The organism is Neisseria weixii, from assembly GCF_042658245.1.
Taxonomy (GTDB): domain Bacteria; phylum Pseudomonadota; class Gammaproteobacteria; order Burkholderiales; family Neisseriaceae; genus Neisseria; species Neisseria weixii.
In genome coordinates, this window is the sequence record NZ_JBHSPY010000022.1 from 1 (window position 1) to 21,665 (window position 21,665).

Below are 21,665 nucleotides of genomic sequence, written 5' to 3' on the forward strand. Positions count from 1 at the left end.
GGCTAATTGAGCTGCAGTACGGGCAGTAACACCCGCAATAAACAGTTCAATCAGTTTGTTTTGCTTGTACTGACTTAAACGGCTTCTTCTCATAGGGGTTATTCTAACCTGAAATTAGATTTCCCTAGTTATCTAGTACAGCCCCTAAATTTTTTATTTTTATTTCATATTCCCTCTGCACAATATCCACTTCAAACACAAAAAATGAAATTCAACTACATTTATTAATGTATTGTAAACACTAACCATTCATAAAATATTAAGGCCGTCTGAAAGGTTGATTTCCCGTTTCAGACGACCTGATTCTCAATAATCGAGCATATTTTTTTTAAGCCGCTACACCTTAGGCTTCAAGAAGAACAATGCTACCACCGCCAATATAATCACGGCTGCGGTTGCACCATATAAATCATCTTTCGCCCAACCTGAGTCAAGCAAACCACCGGCCATAATCGGTGCCAAAATCGAACCCAAGCGGCCGATTCCGATGGTTACGCCCACGCCGGTACTGCGGAAATCAGCGGCGTAAAGGGTCGGGTTGATGGTGTAAAGACCGGCAATGCAACCGTTCATCAAGGCGCCCAACAATACGGCAAACACCAGTGCCGCACTCAAGGCACTTGATGACAAGAAGGCGAAAATTGCACCCACTGCCAACACCCCAAAGCTGATCAACACCGTGCGCGCCGCCCAACGGCTGGCCAAGAAGCCGAAAATCAACGAGCCGATTGCACCGCCCACCGAAATCGCCATGCCGACCGACTGGCTTTGCTCTTTTGCCATACCGGCCTGCTCCAACAACGCGGGTGTCCATGAGTTGATAAAATAATACGAAGCCATCACAGTGATAAACGCCAGCCAAATCAACAGCGTGGTCGCCCGGTATTGCGGCTCAAACAAACGCAGAACCGACACTTTGGCCTTCTTCACGCCCTGCTCGACCTCAGAAAATACCCAATCGCCGCTTAAGCCCATTTTGGCTGCAATCTTATCCAAACGCGCTTTGGCATTGGCCGGACGTTTGGTCAGTAGGAAATCCACCGATTCCGGCAACACCACCATCAATAACACTACCGCCAACATGGTCAGCACCGCGCCAACCAAAAATACCGAACGCCAACCGTATTCACCCTGCAGCATCACTGCCGACATACCGCCCAACATCGCCCCGATACCGAAGCCTGACGCATAAATCGCAATCGCCAAACCACGCCATTTTTGGTTGGCATACTCACTCACAATCACATTGGTACACGGCAAAATACCGCCCACACCCAAGCCGGTAACAATACGCCAAAACGCAATCGTTTCCATCGAATGCGAGAAATACGTCATCAGCATACCAATGGCAGACAGCAACGTTGAAAAAATCAGCAGCGGGCGGCGGCCAAAACGGTCAGCCAAAGGCGCCAAAAATACCGAGCCTAAAGTCATGCCCAGCAAACCGGCACTCATCAAAGTACCAATGTGCGCACCATCCAGACCCAGCTCGGTTTGAATACTTTTTGCAGTAAACGCTACCGCCAACACATCAAATCCGTCGAGCATATTTAAAATGAAGGTCAATGCAACCACCATCCATTGAAAACCACTCATCGGGCTTTGGGCAATTTTTTGTCTTAAATCCATGAATAACCTTCTCTTTCAATAAGAACTCGGGCTTTGTTATCATTCGCTATACCACCCGAATACGCCACTATAACGACTTCACTGTGTGCAAGCAAATTCTAAATTTGCGTATATGATATGAATGGAATTCATTGTGAGGCCGTCTGAATATTTCAGACGGCCTTGAAAACGTAAATTCACTTCCCAAATGCCATCTGCTGAGACCTTTGCAAAACCCTAGGTTTGAATGCAGTTCGAAGTTAGAGCAGCACAGAAAGCGCAGATATATCATTAAGGCAGATAAGCTTTCGAGCAGCGCATAACGAAGGAATGTGCTAAAGATAGGGATTTTGCAAAGGCCTCCATTTTTTATATGAATGGAATACCCGTAAAAAAAACACACTGAAAATCAGCGTGTTCTTAATTCAGACCGCCTAGTATGCAAATAAGGCCATCTGAAAACATGATGTTTTTTACACCACCACTTCTTCTTTTTTCTTCGGTGCTTTCGAGATATTTTCGCGATTCAGGCCGAACATCAGCAACAGCGGACTTGCCACCAAAACCGATGAGTAAATACCGAATACGATACCGATGGTTAAAGCTAACGAGAAACCGTGCAAGGCAGCTCCGCCGAAAATCAGCATCGACAGCACCATTGCTTCGGTCGAGCCGTGGGTAATGATGGTACGGCTCATGGTTGCAGTAATCGCATTGTCAATCACTTGCGGCACGCTATGGTTACGCATGGCCGGTTTGCGGAAATTTTCACGGATACGGTCAAAGACCACCACCGATTCGTTTACCGAGTAACCCAACACTGCCAAAATACCGGCCAACACAGTCAATGAAAACTCCCATTGGAACAGCGCAAAGCAGCCGAGAATAATCACAATATCGTGCATATTGGCAATAATCGCCGCCACGGCAAAACGCCATTCGAAACGCATCGACAGGTAAATGATGATGCCGACGATAACTATACCCAACGCCAACAAACCGTTGGTAACCAACTCTTCACCAACCTGAGGGCCGATAAACTCGACTTGGCGCAACGTGACATCAGGATTGTTTTGTTTCAACAAATCCATCACTTGATTCGACAGTTGCGCCGATGACACGCCTTCTTTATTAGGCAGGCGAATCAGGATGTGCTTGTTGGTGCCTAAGGCTTGCACCTGCACCTCACCCAAATTCAACGTATTGAGCTTTTCACGGGTTTGATTGACATCGACACCTTGCTGATACTGCACTTCCATCACGGTACCGCCGGTAAATTCCACCGAGAAATTCAATCCTTTGGTAATCAAGAAAAATACAGCTGCGATAAACGTCGCCAACGAAATAAATGTGGTCAGTTTGCCGTAGCTCATGAATGGAATATCACGTTTGATTCTAAATAATTCCATGTTTTACTCCTTATCCGCCACAGTATTTGAGGCAACCGGCTCCGGCTTCCATACCGAACCGATGGAAATGCTTTGCAGTTTGCGTTTGCGGCCATACCACAAATTCACCAATGCGCGCGACACCACCACAGACGAATACATCGAGGTCAAAATACCCAAACAATGCACCACAGCAAAACCGCGCACCGGCCCCGAACCGAAGATCAGCAAAGCAATACCGGCAATCAACGAAGTTAAGTTGGAATCGACAATGGTCGCCCACGCATGCTGGTAACCCAAATTAATTGCCTGCTGTGGCGGCACGCCGGCGCGTAATTCTTCACGGATACGTTCATTAATCAATACGTTCGAGTCAATAGCCATACCCAAAGTCAAAGCCAAAGCAGCAATACCCGGCAAGGTCAACGTAGCTTGCAAGGCAGACAAGATCGCAATCAAAAACAGGATATTGGTGGTCAATGCGATGGTAGAAAACACCCCCATCAAGCGGTAGTAAATGACCATAAACACAGCGACGGCAGCAAAACCCCACAGTGTCGAATTAAAGCCTTTTTCGATGTTTTCTTTACCTAAAGACGGGCCGATAGTGCGTTCTTCCACAATTTCCATCGGCGCAGCCAGCGAACCGGCGCGCAAAAGCAAAGAAGTATCGTTGGCTTCCGCGCTGCTCATACTGCCGGAAATCTGCACACGACCACCGGTAATGGCAGAGCGGATAACCGGCGCAGTCACCACTTCGGCTTTGCCTTGGTCAATCAACACCATCGCCATGCGTTTGCCGACATTTTGTGAAGTCAGCTCGGCAAAAATAGTACCGCCGGTGCCGTCTAAATTAATGCTCACGGCAGGTGCGCCCATTTCATCAAAGCTTGGTTGTGCGTCGTTGATGTTGTCGCCGGTAAGTTCAACCTGCTTGCTCACCAAAGTGGCTTGCGGTTGCTCGCCCGCGCTATACAGCAATTCGTAACCACTCGGCACATTGCCGTTCAAAGCAGCGGTAATTTGCGCCGGATCGTCTTCCACCATACGCACTTCCAAAGTAGCGGTACGGCCAATAATGTCTTTGGCTTTAGCCGTATCCTGCACACCCGGCAACTGCACCACAATGCGTTCGGCACCGGATTGCTGAATCACCGGTTCGGCTACGCCCAGCTCGTTCACACGGTTGTGCAGCGTGGTGATGTTTTGCTTCACCGCATCAGTGCGGATTTTGGCCACCGCCGCTTCAGACAGGGTCAACACCACATTATTACCTTCCGCCGTCAGCGTGGCTTCCGGTAACAGGTTTTGCAGTTGCGGCAAGGCTTTCTGCACATCCGCCGCATCTTGGAATGGCACAGTCAGGCTACTGTCTGTATGGCGGATGGTGCCAATCCGGATTTTTTGACGGCGCAAATCGCGTCGAATATCGCCTGCGTAACGCTCAAATGTTTTCTGCATGGCCGCCTGCATGTCCACCTGCATGGTGAAATGCACGCCGCCACGCAAGTCCAAGCCCAAGAACATCGGATTGGCATTCATTTTCGCCATCCATTCGGGGCTGTCAGCCAGCAGGTTAAGCGCGGTAATATAGCCTTCTCCCAAGGTATTTTCGATCACATCGCGTGCTTTCAGCTGCGTTTCCGCATCTTTAAAACGCACTTTCAGCGAATTATCGGCGATAAACATACCGTCGGTCGAAATATTGGCCGCCTTCAAAGCAGATTCAACCCTGTTTTGGGTTTGTTCGTTGATGACAATAGATTGTCGGTTGGTCGATACCTGTACCGCAGGCGTTTCACCGAACAAATTGGGCAGTGCGTAAATCACCGCCACAACAATCGTGAACGCAATCAGCAGGTATTTCCATAAAGGGTAACGGTTCATGGGAAACCTTCAGTTTTTCTTAAAGACAAACAGCCGCGCTCACAATGAGGCGGCTTTTGCGGCAATCAATTTTATTCGGCTTTACTGGCGATGGCGTTGCGGTCAACTTCCACTTCCACGCCGCGGCCAATTTCTACGCCGTAAAACTGTTCGCCGACTTTGGTAATACGGCCTTTGAAACCGGCAGCCAAGACGACTTTGTCACCGGCTTTCAATTCAGACAGCATTTGCTGGTGGGCTTTGAATTTCTTTTGTTGCGGGCGCATAATCAGGAAATAAAACACCACCATAATCAAAACCAGCGGTGCAAATTGAGCCAACATGCTTTGTTCCATAGTTTTTCCATTCTATAATCATTGCAATTGAAAAGCAGGACCGAAATTTCAGTTGAGCCAGCCCCGAAATTACGCTATTCTAAAGGCCGTCTGAAAAATTTCCAAGTATTTCCGTACTTATTAACCATATTTATCAGTCAGGCCGTCTGAAAAACACGCAATCCATGAATCCCCTTCTTACACGCCTTATCCAACGTATCCGCACACGCCTGCGCCGTCTCATCGGTAAAAACGCCCGCACAGTCTGGATAAGCCATCCCATATTCACCCAATCCCGACCCGACACCCACCACCCCGAGTCACCGCAGCGCATTTCAGCCATCGAAGCCGCACTCAAAGCCGAAAACATCTGGCCCCGCCTGCAAAAAACCGTCGCCCCCGAAATCAACGACAGCCGCTTGGCACTCGTCCATCCGCGCAACTACCTGCGCTTTCTCGAAAGCGTACAGCCGCAGCCCGGAAAAATCTACCGCGTCGACGACGACACCGTCATCAGCCATCAATCCTTAGAAGCCGCACGTTTCGCCGCAGGCGCACTCATCAAAGCCGTCGACATGGTCATCCAAAAAAAAGCCCACCACGCCTTTTGCGCTGCCCGCCCGCCCGGCCACCATGCCCAAAGCAACCGCGCCGGCGGCTTCTGCATCATCAACAACATCGCCGTCGCCGCCATGCACGCCATCGCCGAACACCGCCTGCAACGCATCGCCATCATCGATTTCGACGCCCACCATGCCGACGGCACGCTCGAAATCTTCAAAGATGACCCGCGCATCATGCTGCTCGACAGTTTCGAAGCCGACATTTTCCCTTTTCCCAAAGAAAACATCCCGACAGGCCGTAATCCCCATATCGTCCACACTCCCCTGAAAGCAGGCACCGACAGCCGCCGGTTCCGCACCGTAATCCGCGAACAATGGCTGCCCAAACTCAAACAGTTCAAGCCCGAATTAGTTCTGATTTCCGCCGGATTCGACGGCCATAAACAAGACCAAACCAGCTACCTCAACCTGCATGAAGCCGACTACGCATGGCTGACCCACAAGATCATTCAGACGGCCTCAAGCTGCCCCGGCCGCATCGTCTCCGCACTCGAAGGCGGCTATACCTCCGAATCACTGGGCAAATCCGCCGCCGCCCATATCCGCGTATTGGCCGGCATGAGAAAAGCCGCCTATGTTACGGAATACCAAAAACAGCTGAAACATTGAGAACAGGCCATCTGAAATCACACCAGTAGGTAAGGTTAGCCGCCCACTGCGGCGTAACCGTACAAACACATTAATTCAACCCTGCACGCCGACATGCCGTCTGAAAACCGTTTCAGACGGCATTACCGTTTTCTATGTCTGCCGTGACTGCGTACGGTTACGCCGCTGCGGACGGCTAACCGTACCTACGAGTTCTACGAGTTCTATGCTCGTCATTCCCGTACAGGCGGGAATCCAGACTTATCGGTTTCAGAAATATTAAAAATTTACAGCCGGTTAAAATTCTGGCTTCCTGCCTGCGCGGGAATGACGAATCAAAGCAAGCCGTAAGGGGCACTTGCTGCCCACATCAAATAATTGCGGATTAATGAAACTGACGGTTTGCCATTTTACAGCGGATATAAATACCAATCTTAACACTTGCCGTATAAGCCCGTTCGTTTTGCTTCCCCATTTTTGAAAAACAAAGGCCGTCTGAAAATCCAAGCGGGTTTTCAGACAGCCTCATTTGTATGAAAACGCAAATGTCATTTAAATTATTTTACAAAAATAAACCTGTTTTTCCGTTTGATATACAGAATAATCGATCATCCGATAGTCATTTTATGAAAGATGATTGGATTGTAGAATGCACAGTAGGATGATGTGATGATGACACAGGATTTTAAGGGCAAGTTAGGGTCGGGCAGATATTTCAGACGGCATACTGATGTAAGGGCATAATTGCCCACTTTACGGCAATAATTGATTGTTATAATCCCCATGTTACGATTGCTATACAAATCGATAGCAAGCCGTAGGTATGTCAGCCTCCCCCGGCAGCATAACCGTACGAATGGATGGCGAACCGATACAAGGCCGTCTGAAACGGATTTGGAAAACTGGGAGCAGATAGGGCTGATGGCTTTTATGGAGGTGCGCACGGTTATGCCGTTGGAGGCGGCTGACCGTACCTACGGATTCTATGAGTTCTAAAATATGCTTTTTTAATAACTAGAAAGAAATAAATGAAATGTTTAATAAAATCAGTATAAGAAAAAATTTTCTATTAGCTGTTTTTTTATTCTTTTTAAGTGTGATTTTTGAATTATTTCCTTCATTGGGATATGAGAAAATATATTTAGTACATGAAAAAATTCCTGATGGAGTTTTATATGAAGTTAAAAACCGAGGGGCTCGTGGTTCAATTTCATTTAACTATAATGGGGTTAAATATTTATCATCATGTACTTATTTTTTGGATTCACTATGCTTAAATAGCAAACATGGTCAGGAATTCAAAGGGAAAAGTGTTTATGTTTTGAAAATCGTTGGTACTGATATGATAGCTCACTCAATGGTTACTGAGGGTGAATTTTTATCTGGGGGGCAGACGCTAAAGGTTTTTCCTGTTCCTAGAGAATACATTGAAAAATATGCAAATACAACTATTTACGGTTTTAAAATAAAAAGAGCATTTAGCATTATTGTATTTTCATACTTAATGGTTATGTCTTTTATTTACTTTATTTTTTACAAAAAACAAACTATTAATTAAGGATATTTTAAAAATGGCATCAAAATATTCAGCTTTTATTAGCTATTCATCAGGAAATGCAGGAACTGTAAGTAATTTGGCGGGTCAAGCTATCTCTGTTAACACTAACCCAAATAATTCAACTTCTGCACTAGTAGGAGCTACAGGAGCAACTTTAGGCCAGATAGGTAATATTCGAGAAGTAGTTACTGGATCCAGTATATCAAAATTTACCAAAGCAGGCGGAGCATTAGGAATGCTACAAGTTGGTATCAATGCTCATAATAATTATAAAGATACAGGGAGTGTAGGAGAAACTATTGGAAAAGTGACTGTAGGTGATATGTTAACAACTGGTGCGGCAGTAGCTGCCATGATTCCAGGTGGGCAATTAGTTGCGGTAGGACTAACTGTTGCAGGTTTAGGTTATACCATTTGGGAGAATAAAAATGGTGCGATAACATTAAAGGATATTATAAAAAGTCATCCTGATAATAATCGACAAGATGATTGGGGTAATCCTGAAAATCAAAAAAATTGGTGCGACCCTAACGACTGGAAAGAGTGGCAGGATTCTGTCAACCGCGACGGCAAATACCACATTGTCGACCCGCTGGTTCTCGACCTTGACGGCGACGGCATCGAAACCGTCGGCGCGCAAGGCTATGCGGGTGCATTGTTTGACCACGACAAAGACGGTATCCGCACATCAACGGGCTGGGTGGCTGCCGACGACGGATTGCTGGTCATCGACCGCAATTCAGACGGCCTGATCAACAACGGCGGCGAACTTTTCGGCGACAGCACCGTATTGAAAGACGGCAGCAATGCCGCGCACGGCTATGCCGCATTGGCCGAGTCCGATACCAATTCGGACGGCAAAGTCGATGCCCAAGATGCGGGTTTCGACAAACTCAAGGTATGGCGCGATTTGAATCAGGACGGCGTATCTCAGGAAGGCGAACTGTTTGCCTTGGCCGAAGTTGGCGTTCAGTCCCTGAATGCCGGTTATCAAGACGTTAACCAGCGTTTGGGCAACGGCAACACTGTTGCCCAAAAAGGTTCATACACTACTGCCGGCGGCGAAACCCGCGAAATGGGCGATTTGCTGCTGGCGGCATAATATATGCCATTTGATATCTTAATATGCCGTTTGTTTTGATTGCGGTGGAGTAATTTAGGCTTGTATATTAAGATGAAAAAATTTGGAAGACTTGGTATTTGCTTTCAATTTGGGTTGCTCTAGATAGCTAGGGTTATCTTAAATGGTTTTGAATAAGCCGTGTTATCTGAAATACCCCTTTAGTTTTTTGTGTTTATTATAAATATGCTGACTTCAAAATATGCTAACAAGCATATTTATCTTATCGTTAGGAACTTTTATGGAAGAATTAGGTGCGAGATTAAAGTCATGGCAGAATCTTCTTTTTTCTTTATCTGGGGTAATATTTATTATATTTTTAATATTAATTATTTATTTTTAATTTTAATATTTTTTTTAGTGACTAAAAAAATAAAAAAAATTAATTTGGAAGATGTACAAATTATAGCAGTAAAAGCTACAAATTCAGCTAAGTCAGGAGTAGCTATTTATAAAGAAAAAAGAAAGATTTTTACAGCCCTTTGTTTTGGAAGGTGATGATTTATGTGGTTCGGTTGGCTTTGCTGTAAAGATAGATGCTAAAAAAATCACTGGAGTTCAACAGAGTAAATCAACTTTTTTTATGGGGCTGACGTAGATTAGCTTTAAATACCACACCAAATCCGCAGTGTTTTCAGCTGTTCTTTTGGTGTACCAAAGTTAAAATGAAATTCGCATTCTTTCAAGAATAAAGGGAAAGATTTACGGTCAATTCCATTATATTTTCGTAGGACGCGCTTCGCCTGATTCCGGAAGTTTTCAATGCCGTTGATATGATTTTGGCGGTCTGCAAACAGCTGGGAATGATTGATGCGATGGTGGGTAAATTCGCTCACATCCAGCACATCATAGCTTTTATGGCAATCAGTATAAACAATACTGTCAGGCATGATTTTTCTTTTAATAACAGGCAGTAAAGTATCCTGTTTGGTATTTTTAACCACAACGGTATAGACCTTACCATTGCGTATTCAAAATACCGAAGACAGCCACTTTACCGGCAGCACCGTGACCGCGCCTGCCTTTACGCTGCCCGCCAAAACAGCTTTCATCCGGCCCGACAGCACCATCAAAAACTTCGTCTGCCTGAAGCTCTAAATGGCAGGCAATGACTTGGCGGATTTTGCGGTAAAACAGCATAGCTGGATTGGGTTGAATATCGAGTACGTTGGCTGCTGCGCGTGCAGTAACTTCCAATACAAAAAAGTGGAGGAGTTTTCGCTGGGTAGGCTTGCTTAGTTTGCAATGGGTTATCTTCATTTTTTGAGTGTAACCTAACTGCTAATCTACGTCAGCCCCTTTTTTATTAATGAAATATATTTTAAAGATGGAAAAATATATAAGAATTTGGAGGTGGAGCAAGCCAAAATACTAATGGAAATTGAACAGAAAAATACAGTGAGATCATTTGTTGTTTTTTTAGGGGTGTCTTTTGTTTTTTTATTCTAGGATTTGTTCTTTTGTTATTTAGGAGAAAATTATGTCTAAACAGGGTGTAACGTATTTATTATCCAATATTGGGGGTAAGATTGGTACGGTAGATGGAATGATTGGTGCAAGCACAAGTCAAGGGAATACCACAGCAGCCGTTTCAGGTACCGTAACGGCAATTGGCAGCGTAGCTTTAATGTTTCCTGGTTCTGTTGGGCAAGTGGGAACAGCTTTAATTGTAGGAGTTAATTTAGGGAAAACAGAAAGATAAAATTTATGGTAAATCAAAAAAAATATTTTTGCTATCTATATTATTTATATGCAATATCATCTATATTATTCAATATGTTGAATTTTAAGAATAATGTGGGAATTTCTGTAGTCTGTTCATATCTCATTTTGCTATCTTTATTCTTCTTTAGAAGAATAAAGATTGATACTTATGATAAAGATATGAATATTAGGAAATTTGAAACAGTATTAATTGCTTTGAATATATGTTTATTTTTAACATTAATTTTAGATATTGAAAATTATAAAATATTTATATTTCCTATTTTTATTCTTTCCATTCCATCTGTTTTCTTTATTTCATTAACAAAAAAAATCTTCTCAGTTCGAAAGGAATTTTAAATGAAAATTTTTAATATAGCAAAGCAATCAGCACAAGCAATGACGCAAATTGGTGGTGGTGCAACTAATATGTATGGGGCTTTAACCAGCTTTGGAGAAGCGGTCAGCAAAGGGGATGCAGGAAGTATTTTATCTACCGCATCAGGTGTTATTTCTACAGCAAATTCAATTGCAACTATTGCTGGAAATAATTCAAAAGGTTCCGATGCCATTGCACTTGGTGCTGCTGCTACCAGTTTGACAATGAATATAAATAGGCTATCGAAACAAGTAGAAAAAAATGAACCAATAAAACTTACAGATGTTCAAAATGTAATTGGTGATGTTTTCAGTATTGCGGGCGATACTGCATCATTAGTGGGTGGGAAAGCAGGTGAAGCTCTTGGTCTTGAGTTGAATGCTATTGGGCTTAGTATTAAAGCATACGGAGAAGCTACTTTAGGAAATCAAACAATGTCCCCTGATGATTTATTCAATGCTGATAATTGGAAAGGCTTTGGATGGGATTTGGCTGAACGATGGTCGCGTCAATTCTACGAACTATTCCCCGATGAACTTAACCCGTGGAAAGACATCAACCGCGACGGCAAATACCACGTCTACGACCCGCTGGTTCTCGACCTTGACGGCGACGGCATCGAAACCATCGGCACGCAAGGTTATGCGGGTGCGTTGTTCGACCACGATAAAGACGGTATCCGCACATCAACGGGCTGGGCGGCCGCCGACGACGGTTTGCTGGTAATTGACCGCAATTCAGACGGCCTGATCAACAACGGCGGCGAACTGTTCGGCGACAGCACCGTATTGAAAGACGGCAGCAACGCCGCACACGGTTATGCCGCATTGGCCGAGTCCGATACCAATGTCAGACGGCAAAGTCGATGCCCAAGATGCGGATTTCGACAAACTCAAGGTATGGCGCGATTTGAATCAGGACGGCGTATCTCAGGAAGGCGAACTGTTTACCCTTGCCGAACTCAATATCCAATCTCTTGATGCCGCCTATCAAGATGTCAACACCCGTTTGGGCAACGGCAACACCCTCGCCCAAAAAGGTTCATACACTACTGCCGGCGGCGAAACCCGCGATATGGGCGACCTGCTGTTGGCCAACGATACTTTGCACAGCCGCTATGCCGGTTCGGTAAGAATGACCGAAGAACAAATGCGGGCGGCAAACCTGCAGGGCATCGGCCGCTTACGCGATTTGCGCGAAGCGGCGGCATTGTCGCCTGATTTGGCGGAAACGCTCAAGGCTTATTCGGATGCGGAAACCAAGGCGGAGCAACAGGCTTTGCTGAACAAACTGGTTCAGGAGTGGGCGAAAACCGATCCGGATTATCACGTCGGCTTCACTTTCTCTACCGCCATGTTCCGCACCGCTAACGAAGGTGTGGCCCTTACGCCTACTCAAGCCGGTTTGGTTCTGGGTTATTCCATTCCGCAAGAATATTTGGACAAAATCCAGCACTACCGCCAAAAAGTCGCCACACTCGATGCGTTCTCCGGTGAAAAATCACACGTAATGTTCAGCATGAACGATACCGAAACCAAGCGCATTTTCTCGGTTATCGACAAGGCATACGATTCCCTTAATAAAAATGTCTACCGGGCACTGTTGTTCCAAACCCGTTTGCAGCCGTATTTGAACGAAATCGGCCTCGTCCTCGAAAATGACGAGTTCAAACTCGATTACAGCGGCGTATTGGCTAAATTCGGCGAAGTACACGCGGAAAATCCTGAAAAAGCGTTTGTGGATTTGGGGGAGTTTGTCGCTTATTCTCAGGATAACGGCAGCGTAGGGATTCAGCAGCTTTCATCACTGTTTGCGCAATATGTTCAGGCAGCAGTGGCGCAAGGTATGTTCGAACAATATGCGGAACAACTTGGCGGCACGGCCTTGACAAAGCTTGGGCATCAATTAGGTACTGATGCCGATGAAACATTACGCGGCACAGATTTATCCAACTTCCTGTTGGGTGGTGAAGGCAATGATACGTTAGAAGGTAGAAATGGAGATGATATTCTCTCCGGTGGTAATGGTCATGACACCCTTAATGGCGGAACGGGCAACGACACCCTGACCGGCGGTGCGGGCAACGACAAACTGAACGGCGGCAGCAGCGAAGCCGATACCTACGTCTTCGCCAAAGGCCACGGACAGGATGTGGTTTCCGACAGCGGCAGCAAAGCCGCACATACCGATACATTGGTGTTCACAGGCGCGAAGCTTTCCGATACTGCCTTTATCCGTAACGGCTATAACTTGATTGTCAAAGCCTACGGTTCGGAAGACCAAGTGACTCTCGACTACTTTTTCTATAACGGTGACCGTCAGAATTTCAATTTTGTTTTCGATGACCAAACCGTTAAAGGTGCTGATGTTGCACTGACTGTAAACGGTACGGAGCAAAACGAAACCTTACAGGGGTGGAGCAATGCCGATACGGTTAACGGCGGTGCGGGCAATGACACCATTTACGGTTACGAAGGCAATGATGTTTTGAACGGTGCCGACGGCGACGACCGTCTCGAAGCCGATAAAGGCAATGACCGTCTGCTCGGAGAGAGCGGTAATGATACATTGGTCGGAGGCAGCGGCAGCGACATTCTCATGGGCGGTGAAGGCAATGACAGATTGGAAGGCGGCAGCAACGAGGCCGACACATACGTCTTTACCAAAGGCCACGGTACTGATACCGTATCGGACTACGGCAGCAAAGACGAGCATATCGATACCTTGCTGTTTGATGGTGCTGAGTTTTCTGATGCGGTGTTCAGCCGTTTCGGTAATGATTTGGTGGTGAAGGCTTATGGAGAAGGTGATCAGGTTAATGTTCAAAACTTCTTTAGTAGCAGTCATTACCGTTATACCGAGTTTGCGTTTGAGGACAAAACTGTTTCGGCGAATGATGCAATGAATGCTGTTGCAGTTGTCTGATTAGGCTTTAAAGGCCGTCTGAAAATTTTCAGACGGCCTTTTTGCTACACTTTATTTCACGGTGGAATGGGAGTAAGATAGTTTGCCTCTTTTATATTTATTTATAATTTATTGAAAATGAATTGTATATTGTGATATGAATTTATTATAAAAATATTTTTCAGTTACTTAAATCCATATACATTGTTACTTGTTTATCATTTATTTCCCAACCCATCAGATAAGGAGTTACATATGAAAGCAGCACGTTTCTACGACAAAGGCGACATCCGCATTGAAGACATCCCCGAACCTACCGTGGCACCGGGTACCGTCGGCATCAACGTGGCTTAGTGCGGCATTTGCGGTACGGATTTGCATGAGTTTATGGAAGGGCCGATTTTTATTCCGCCATGCGGCCATCCGCATCCGATTTCCGGCGAGGAAGCACCGGTCACCATGGGTCACGAGTTTTCCGGCGTGGTATACGCTGTAGGTGAAGGCGTGGACTACATCGAAGTCGGCCAGCATGTGGTTGTCGAACCTTACATTATCCGTGATTATGTGGACACCGGCGAAGGCAGCAATTACCATTTGTCTAAAGATATGAACTTCATCGGCTTAGGCGGCTGCGGTGGTTTGGCGGAAAAAATTGCCGTTAAGCACCGTTGGGTGCATCCGATTCCCAACGATATCCCATTAGATCAGGCCGCTTTGATTGAACCTTTATCTGTTGGTCACCATGCTTATGTGCGCAGTGGCGCAAAAGAAGGCAATGTTGCCTTGATAGGCGGCGCAGGCTCCATCGGTTTGTTGCTGGCGGCGATTTTGAAAGCCAAAGGTATTAAAGCCATCATCACCGAATTGAGCAAAGCCCGTAAAGACAAAGCCAAAGAAGCCGGTGTAGCTGATTATATTCTCGACCCTTCCGAAGTCGATGTGACCGAAGAAGTGCTGAAACTGACCAACGGCGAAGGCGTGGATGTGGCATTTGAATGCACGAGCGTGAATAAAGTATTGGATACTTTAGTGGCTTCTTGCAAGCCGACTGCCAAAGTGGTGATTGTATCGATTTGGAGCCAGCCGGCAACCATCAATGTGCACAGCGTAGTGATGAAAGAATTGGATGTACACGGCACCATCGCCTACTGCAACGACCATGCCGAAACCATCAAGCTGGTGGAAGAAGGCCAAATCAATCTCGAGCCGTTCATTACCCAGCGTATTAAATTGGACGAATTGATTTCCGAAGGCTTCGAGCGCCTGATTCACAACAATGAGTCTGCGGTAAAAATCATTGTGAACCCGAATCTTTAACCTATTGAATTGTTAAATAAAAGGCCGTCTGAAACTTAAATTTCAGACGGCCTTTCTTAATTGCCTTGAATTACTTATCGTATTGTACCGAATCATGGCCGGAATTTTTTTGGATGAACTCGATTTTGTAACCGTCGGGATCTTCCACAAACGCAATCACGGTGGTACCGTGTTTCATCGGACCGGCTTCGCGCACGACTTTGCCGCCCTTTTGTTTCACCATTTCACAGGCTTGGTAAGCATCGTCCACCTCAATCGCAATATGGCCGAAGGCATCGCCCAAATTATAGTTTTCAGTATCCCAGTTATAGGTCAGCTCCAATACGGTATTTTCCGCTTCGTTACCGTAACCGACAAAAGCCAAAGAGAATTTACCGTCCGGATAATCGTGTTGGCGCAGAAGTTGCATGCCCAAAACGTTTTGATAGAAATCAAGTGATCTTTCCAGATTACCGACACGCAGCATAGTGTGGAGCATCCGCATGATGTGTTCCTTTTATTGGTTTTAAATTCTTATTTTAACACGACAATCTCTACGCTATCCACCTCCTTTTCCGCAGTCTAATTCCGCAGTCTAAAGTCTTTTTCGGACTAAGTATAGTTAAAATTAATATATTAAGAAAAAGAATTTTTTCATTGTCTTTCAGGCAAAAATTAGTTATAAAGTATTGGTTAAGATTCATTTACATAAGCTTGATTAACCAACTTAAAGGACGAAGACATGAGGATTGGTATTCCTAAAGAGTCTCTGGCCGGTGAAACCCGCGTGGCATGTACGCCTGCGACCGTAGCCCAGTTGCAGAAGCTGGGCTTTGAGGTTGTGGTGGAACACGATGCCGGTTTGGCTGCCAGCTTGGATAATGCCGCTTACGAAGCCGCCGGTGCCGTTGTGGCCGATGCGCATACGGTGTGGCAAAGCCCGTTAATTTATAAAGTAAACGCGCCGGCCGAATCAGAAATAGGCCTTCTGAACGCCGGCCAAACGCTAGTGAGCTTTTTGTGGCCGGCACAAAACTCCGAACTCGTGCAGAAACTTGCCGATAAAAAAGTGGATGTGCTGGCGATGGATATGGTGCCGCGCATTTCGCGCGCGCAGGCTTTGGATGCGCTCTCTTCTATGGCCAACATCAGCGGCTACCGCGCCGTGATTGAAGCGGCCAACGCGTTCGGCCGTTTCTTCACCGGCCAGATTACCGCCGCAGGCAAAGTGCCGCCCGCACAAGTGCTGATTATCGGCGCGGGTGTAGCCGGTTTGGCCGCCATCGGCACGGCAAACTCGCTGGGCGCGGTGGTGAAAGCGTTTGACACCCGTTTGGAAGTGGCCGAGCAGATCGAATCGATGGGCGGCCAGTTCTTAAAACTCGATTTCCCACAGGAAGCGGGCGACAGCGGCGACGGCTACGCCAAAGTGATGAGCGAAGAATTCATCGCCGCCGAAATGAAGCTGTTTGCCGAGCAGGCCAAAGAGGTGGACATCATCATCACCACCGCCGCCATTCCCGGCAAACCCGCGCCCAAGCTGATTACCAAAGAAATGGTGGAAAGCATGAAGGCGGGCAGCGTGATTGTGGATTTGGCTGCGGCCACCGGCGGCAACTGCGAATTGACGAAACCGGGCGAATTGTTCATCACTGACAACGGCGTGAAAATCATCGGCTACACCGATATGGCCAACCGCTTGGCGGGGCAGTCTTCCCAGCTTTACGCCACCAATCTGGTCAATTTAACCAAGCTGTTAAGCCCCAATAAAGACGGCGAAATCGCGCTGGATTTCGAAGACGTGATTATCCGCAACATGACCGTTACCCGCGAGGGCGAAATCACGTTCCCGCCGCCCGCCATCCAGGTTTCCGCCGCACCGCAGCAAACGCCGTCTGAAAAAGCCGCGCCCGCAGCCAAACCCGAGCCGAAACCCGTTCCCGCTTGGAAAAAACTGGCACCTGCCGTAATCGGCGCGGTGTTGGTTTTATGGGTGGGCGCGGTGGCACCGGCCGCCTTTCTGAACCACTTTATCGTGTTCGTGTTAGCTTGTGTGATTGGTTATTATGTGGTGTGGGACGTGAGCCATTCGCTGCACACGCCGCTGATGTCGGTAACCAATGCGATTTCGGGCATCATCGTGGTCGGCGCGCTGCTGCAAATCGGCCAAGGACACGGCTTTGTGTCGCTGTTGGCGTTTATCGCAGTGTTGATTGCCAGCATTAACATCTTCGGCGGCTTCTATGTCACCCGCCGCATGTTGAATATGTTCCGCAAAGGATAAGGGGTTACGATATGTCTTTAGGTTTGGTAACTGCGGCCTACATCGTCGCCGCAATTTTGTTTATTTTCGCGCTGGCCGGTTTGTCAAAACAGGAAACGGCCAAGCAAGGCTGCTATTTTGGCATGGTCGGCATGGCGATTGCCTTGTTTGCTACCATTTTCAGTGAACAGTCTTCAGGCTTTTTCTGGGTCGTGTTGGCGATGGCTGCCGGTGCTGCTATCGGTATTTACGAAGCCAAAAAAGTCGAAATGACTGAAATGCCCGAACTGATCGCGCTGTTGCACAGCTTCGTCGGCCTGGCCGCCGTGCTGGTGGGCTTCAACAGCTTTATCGAAGCGGGCAACGTTGACCCGGAAATGCACACCATTCATTTGGTGGAAGTATTTTTAGGCGTGTTTATCGGCGCGGTAACGTTTACCGGCTCGATTGTGGCCTTCGGCAAACTCAACGGCAAAATCAGCAGCGCACCGCTGCAACTGCCGCACAAACACAAGCTGAACCTGGCTTCGATTGTGGTGTCGTTTCTGTTGCTGCTGCTGTTTGTCGGCGCCGACGGCAGCTGGTTCGCCCTGATTGTGATGACCTTAATCGCCTTGGCTTTCGGCTGGCATTTGGTCGCTTCCATTGGCGGCGCCGATATGCCGGTAGTGGTATCGATGTTGAACTCATACTCCGGTTGGGCGGCCGCAGCGGCGGGCTTTATGCTCGGCAACGATTTGCTGATTGTTACCGGTGCGCTGGTAGGCTCGAGCGGCGCGATTCTGTCGTATATCATGTGTAAAGCCATGAACCGCTCGTTTATTTCGGTGATTGCCGGCGGCTTCGGCACCGACGGCACCTCTGCCGCCGCAGGCAGCGAAGAAGTGGGCGAATACCGCGAAGCCAAGCCTGCCGAAGTGGCAGAAATGCTGAAAAACGCCTCGAGCGTCATCATTACCCCGGGCTACGGCATGGCGGTGGCACAGGCGCAATATCCGGTGGCCGAAATCACCGAGCTTCTGCGTAAAAACGGCACCGAAGTGCGCTTCGGCATCCACCCCGTTGCCGGCCGTCTGCCCGGCCATATGAACGTGTTGCTGGCCGAGGCCAAAGTACCTTACGACATCGTATTGGAGATGGATGAAATCAACGACGATTTCCCCGACACCGACGTGGTGCTGGTGATCGGCGCCAACGATACGGTCAACCCCGCCGCACAAACCGACCCCAATTCGCCGATTGCCGGCATGCCGGTGTTGGAAGTGTGGAAAGCCAAAGAAGTGGTGGTGTTCAAACGCTCGATGAACACCGGCTACGCAGGTGTGCAAAACCCGCTCTTTTTCAACGAAAACAGCGTGATGTGCTTCGGCGATGCCAAGAAAACCGTTGATGATATTTTGGCCGAACTGAAAAAATAAGCCGAAACCGACTTGAGGCCGTCTGAAACGTTTCAGACGGCCTCATTACATGGAATAACAAAAATACACCCTTGAGTTATATCAAGCGCGACAGCGTTTCACCACCGTAAAATAACGCTTATATTCAATACGGACAATAAACATGAGTGATTTATATCCACATGAAATCCTGCGCGCCACCGCTGATAAAGGCGTCGCAAAAGGCAATGGTGACGCGCTGCAACTCAGCGTCTTGGGCTTTTTGGGTGGTGCATTTATTTCCATCGGCTATCTGGCCTACATCCGCGTAGTCGGCGGCATGCCGGAAGAAATGGGCAGCTTGGCCACCTTGCTCGGCGCGGCTGTTTTCCCCATCGGCCTGATTTGTATTTTATTGGGTGGCGCGGAACTAATTACCAGCAATATGATGGTGCTGCCAGTGGCCCTGATGATGAAAAAGATTACTGCTGCTCAATGGATGCGCAACTGGCTGATTGTATCGTTGACAAATGTACTCGGCGCATTTTTTGTAGCTTGGTTTTTCGGCCATTTTTTGGGCTTGACCGAAGGTCATTACCTACACGAAACCATTACCGTGGCAAAAACCAAAGTCTCGGCAGACTTTGCACATGCTTTCGTGTCCGGCATTGGTTGTAACTGGATGGTGGCGATGGGTGCGTGGCTGTGCTACGGCGCGCATACTTACGGTGGCAAGATTTTGGCGATTTGGTTTCCAATTATGATTTTCGTGTTAATCGGTTTTCAACACGTTGTTGCCAACATGTTTGTCATTCCGGCTGCGATTTGGGGCGGTGCCGATATTTCTTGGGCGCAGTTTATGCACAATATGGTGTCGGTTTACTTGGGTAATGCGGTCGGTGGCTCAATATTTGTCGGTATGCTTTATGTGTTGGCTTACCGAAAGCAAGCAGAAGCAGCTGATTCTACGCATTGATAAAACGATTAAAAAGGCCGTCTGAAAAATATTTTTCAGACGGCCTTTTGCTATGCAGCACCCTAAATTATTCTGGCGCTATCCTAAGCTTTTATAGCTTGTGTTGCTGGTTGACATCTGTGATTGACGTTTCAACCGGTTTTTCATCGGTTTTGGCCATCACTTCACGATACCATCTCGGGTGGTGTTTTTTCGCCCATTGTTGCGAAACCACGCCCTCGGTCATAGCACGAACCGTGCCTTTAACCCAAATAGCTGCATAAACGTGCACGATAATACCGGCAATCAAGACAATCGCAGCACCGGCATGGAACAGCAACGCCAAACGAATCACCGAAATCGGGAACATCTCGGCAAAATACGGACGCCATGCGATGACACCAGTAATCACCAACACCAGCATACAAGCCGTCATTAACCAAAACATGCCTTTCTGACCGCCATTGTATTTGCCGACATCACCCACTTCATGGCCTTTCAAAATGGTGGTCACCGACTTCATCCATTTCACATCCTCTTTATCAAAGAAGTTGAATTTCCAATAACGGAAAAATTGAATGAAAAAGCCGATAAACATCACCACGCCGATAAACGGGTGCAAAATCCGCGCCAATTGCGACGTACCAAAAATACCGGTCAACCAGAAAAATGCCGGATAGAAGAAAGCCAAACCGGATACGGCCAGCAAAATAAAACACAAGGCAACAACCCAGTGATTGATGCGTTCACTGCGTTTGTAACGCTGAATTAACTTTGGTTTCATTATGCGTCCTCCTCACCGTGCAATATTTTACCGTCTTTGCCGATGACTTCAGGTTTGTCTTCATCTTCACGGTTAGGGCCTACAGTAATGTAGTGCATCCAACCGGCAACCGCTGCCGCAGCAATACCGAATGTCGCCAAAGGCTTGAGTAAACCTTTCCATACTTTCACGGTTGGGCTGATGCTTGGATTCTCAGGCAAACCGTTGTAAAGGTTAGGTTTGTCGGCATGGTGCAAGACATACATCACGTGCGTACCACCTACACCTTGCGGGTCATACAGACCGGCATTTTGATAACCGCGGCTGTTCAAGTCTTTAATACGCTCTTGAGCCACTTGTTTCATGTGTTCTTTGCTGCCGAACTGAATCGCACCGGTTGGACAGGTTTTCACACAAGCAGGTTCTTGGCCGACAGCCACGCGGTCTGAACACAAGGTACATTTGTACGCACGGTTGTCTTCTTTGTTGATGCGCGGAATGTTAAACGGACAGCCTGAAATACAGTAACCGCAACCGATACAGTTTTCCTGATGGAAATCGACGATACCGTTTTCATACTGAATAATCGCCCCCGGAGAAGGACACGCTTTCAGACACCCCGGATCCGCACAGTGCATACAGCCGTCTTTGCGAATCAGCCACTCTAATTTACCGTGTTCTTCGGTTTCGCTGAAACGCATCACCGTCCAGCTTTTTGCGGTCAAATCAATCGGATTGTCGTACACGCCAATGTTTTCACCGATTTCATCACGGATATCGTTCCATTCCGAACAAGCCACCTGACAGGCTTTACAGCCGATACAGGTGCTGACATCGATTAATTTTGCCACTTCAACCGGTTTGCGCACCTGAGGCGGCGGCGTGATGCCCGATGTTGCAGAGCGGCGTTTGATGTCTAATGATTGTAATGCCATTGTT

General features: G+C 47.3%; 16 protein-coding genes and 5 pseudogenes. 11 read left to right on the plus strand and 10 right to left on the minus strand.

The features are described from left to right. The 5 genes and pseudogenes from ACFPVS_RS09895 to yajC all read right to left on the minus strand — a co-directional run. A pseudogene (locus tag ACFPVS_RS09895) lies at positions 1–93 on the minus strand (IS1595 family transposase); the annotation flags it as partial. A 243-nt stretch (positions 94–336) separates the two neighbouring features. Then, the gene (locus tag ACFPVS_RS09900) at positions 337–1,629 is read right to left on the minus strand and encodes an MFS transporter (RefSeq protein WP_096295680.1); all 1,293 of its coding nucleotides are present in this window, start codon (positions 1,627–1,629) and stop codon (positions 337–339) included. A 452-nt stretch (positions 1,630–2,081) separates the two neighbouring features. Continuing rightward, positions 2,082–3,017, minus strand: coding sequence for a protein translocase subunit SecF (gene secF, locus ACFPVS_RS09905; protein WP_096295681.1), 936 nt, complete (start codon positions 3,015–3,017; stop codon positions 2,082–2,084). Positions 3,018–3,020: 3 nt separating this feature from the next. Next, positions 3,021–4,883, minus strand: coding sequence for a protein translocase subunit SecD (gene secD, locus ACFPVS_RS09910; RefSeq protein WP_096295682.1), 1,863 nt, complete (start codon positions 4,881–4,883; stop codon positions 3,021–3,023). 71 nt (positions 4,884–4,954) lie between these two features. Then, on the minus strand, positions 4,955–5,218 hold the full coding sequence (gene yajC, locus ACFPVS_RS09915; RefSeq protein ID WP_096295683.1) for a preprotein translocase subunit YajC: 264 nt from the start codon (positions 5,216–5,218) through the stop codon (positions 4,955–4,957). 164 nt (positions 5,219–5,382) lie between these two features. Between yajC and ACFPVS_RS09920 the strand changes: the two genes are divergently transcribed. From ACFPVS_RS09920 to ACFPVS_RS09935, 4 genes and pseudogenes are all read left to right on the plus strand, one after another. Next, the gene (locus ACFPVS_RS09920; protein WP_378595728.1) at positions 5,383–6,429 is read left to right on the plus strand and encodes a histone deacetylase family protein; all 1,047 of its coding nucleotides are present in this window, start codon (positions 5,383–5,385) and stop codon (positions 6,427–6,429) included. A gap of 1,012 nt (positions 6,430–7,441) precedes the next feature. Continuing rightward, positions 7,442–7,966, plus strand: coding sequence for a hypothetical protein (locus ACFPVS_RS09925; RefSeq protein ID WP_096295685.1), 525 nt, complete (start codon positions 7,442–7,444; stop codon positions 7,964–7,966). Between the two features lie 490 nt (positions 7,967–8,456). Further along, positions 8,457–9,065 (plus strand): annotated as a pseudogene (locus tag ACFPVS_RS09930) (calcium-binding protein); the annotation flags it as partial. A gap of 291 nt (positions 9,066–9,356) precedes the next feature. Then, on the plus strand, positions 9,357–9,584 hold the full coding sequence (locus ACFPVS_RS09935) for a hypothetical protein (protein WP_378595729.1): 228 nt from the start codon (positions 9,357–9,359) through the stop codon (positions 9,582–9,584). A gap of 107 nt (positions 9,585–9,691) precedes the next feature. On the opposite strand, the pseudogene ACFPVS_RS09940 reads toward ACFPVS_RS09935, so the two are convergent. Further along, positions 9,692–10,346, minus strand: a pseudogene (locus ACFPVS_RS09940) (IS1595 family transposase). 220 nt (positions 10,347–10,566) lie between these two features. Here ACFPVS_RS09940 and ACFPVS_RS09945 point away from each other — a divergent pair. Next, positions 10,567–10,788: a hypothetical protein gene (locus ACFPVS_RS09945; RefSeq protein WP_378595730.1), complete on the plus strand. Its 222-nt coding sequence runs from the start codon at positions 10,567–10,569 to the stop codon at positions 10,786–10,788. Positions 10,789–11,146: 358 nt separating this feature from the next. Here the strand turns inward: ACFPVS_RS09945 and ACFPVS_RS13750 are convergent, their stop codons facing one another. Further along, on the minus strand, positions 11,147–11,362 hold the full coding sequence (locus tag ACFPVS_RS13750) for a hypothetical protein (protein WP_157742770.1): 216 nt from the start codon (positions 11,360–11,362) through the stop codon (positions 11,147–11,149). A 241-nt stretch (positions 11,363–11,603) separates the two neighbouring features. On the opposite strand from ACFPVS_RS13750, the pseudogene ACFPVS_RS13755 reads away from it, so the two are divergent. The 3 genes and pseudogenes from ACFPVS_RS13755 to ACFPVS_RS09960 form a co-directional block, all read left to right on the plus strand. Beyond that, positions 11,604–12,102: pseudogene (locus tag ACFPVS_RS13755) on the plus strand (calcium-binding protein); the annotation flags it as partial. Positions 12,103–13,014: 912 nt separating this feature from the next. Further along, positions 13,015–14,094, plus strand: coding sequence for a calcium-binding protein (locus ACFPVS_RS09955; RefSeq protein WP_232507600.1), 1,080 nt, complete (start codon positions 13,015–13,017; stop codon positions 14,092–14,094). 234 nt (positions 14,095–14,328) lie between these two features. Beyond that, a pseudogene (locus tag ACFPVS_RS09960) lies at positions 14,329–15,390 on the plus strand (2,3-butanediol dehydrogenase). Positions 15,391–15,460: 70 nt separating this feature from the next. Here ACFPVS_RS09960 and gloA read toward each other — a convergent pair. Then, a complete protein-coding gene (gene gloA / locus ACFPVS_RS09965) occupies positions 15,461–15,874 on the minus strand; it encodes a lactoylglutathione lyase (RefSeq protein WP_096295688.1) in 414 nt (137 codons plus the stop codon). A gap of 237 nt (positions 15,875–16,111) precedes the next feature. Here gloA and ACFPVS_RS09970 point away from each other — a divergent pair, with 237 nt between their 5' ends. The 3 genes from ACFPVS_RS09970 to ACFPVS_RS09980 all read left to right on the plus strand — a co-directional run bounded on the left by ACFPVS_RS09970 (position 16,112) and on the right by ACFPVS_RS09980 (position 19,984). Then, a complete protein-coding gene (locus ACFPVS_RS09970; RefSeq protein ID WP_096295689.1) occupies positions 16,112–17,653 on the plus strand; it encodes a Re/Si-specific NAD(P)(+) transhydrogenase subunit alpha in 1,542 nt (513 codons plus the stop codon). A gap of 11 nt (positions 17,654–17,664) precedes the next feature. Continuing rightward, a complete protein-coding gene (gene pntB / locus ACFPVS_RS09975) occupies positions 17,665–19,050 on the plus strand; it encodes a Re/Si-specific NAD(P)(+) transhydrogenase subunit beta (protein WP_096295690.1) in 1,386 nt (461 codons plus the stop codon). A gap of 136 nt (positions 19,051–19,186) precedes the next feature. Continuing rightward, positions 19,187–19,984: a formate/nitrite transporter family protein gene (locus tag ACFPVS_RS09980; protein ID WP_378595734.1), complete on the plus strand. Its 798-nt coding sequence runs from the start codon at positions 19,187–19,189 to the stop codon at positions 19,982–19,984. A 91-nt stretch (positions 19,985–20,075) separates the two neighbouring features. Here ACFPVS_RS09980 and ACFPVS_RS09985 read toward each other — a convergent pair whose 3' ends face one another. Both ACFPVS_RS09985 and fdxH read right to left on the minus strand, forming a co-directional pair. Beyond that, the gene (locus ACFPVS_RS09985; RefSeq protein WP_198345278.1) at positions 20,076–20,747 is read right to left on the minus strand and encodes a formate dehydrogenase subunit gamma; all 672 of its coding nucleotides are present in this window, start codon (positions 20,745–20,747) and stop codon (positions 20,076–20,078) included. Further along, complete coding sequence (fdxH, locus tag ACFPVS_RS09990) at positions 20,747–21,661, minus strand: formate dehydrogenase subunit beta (protein ID WP_378595732.1); 915 nt, start codon at positions 21,659–21,661, stop codon at positions 20,747–20,749. The genes ACFPVS_RS09985 and fdxH overlap by 1 nt, the downstream gene beginning before the upstream one ends. Positions 21,662–21,665 lie beyond the last annotated feature (4 nt).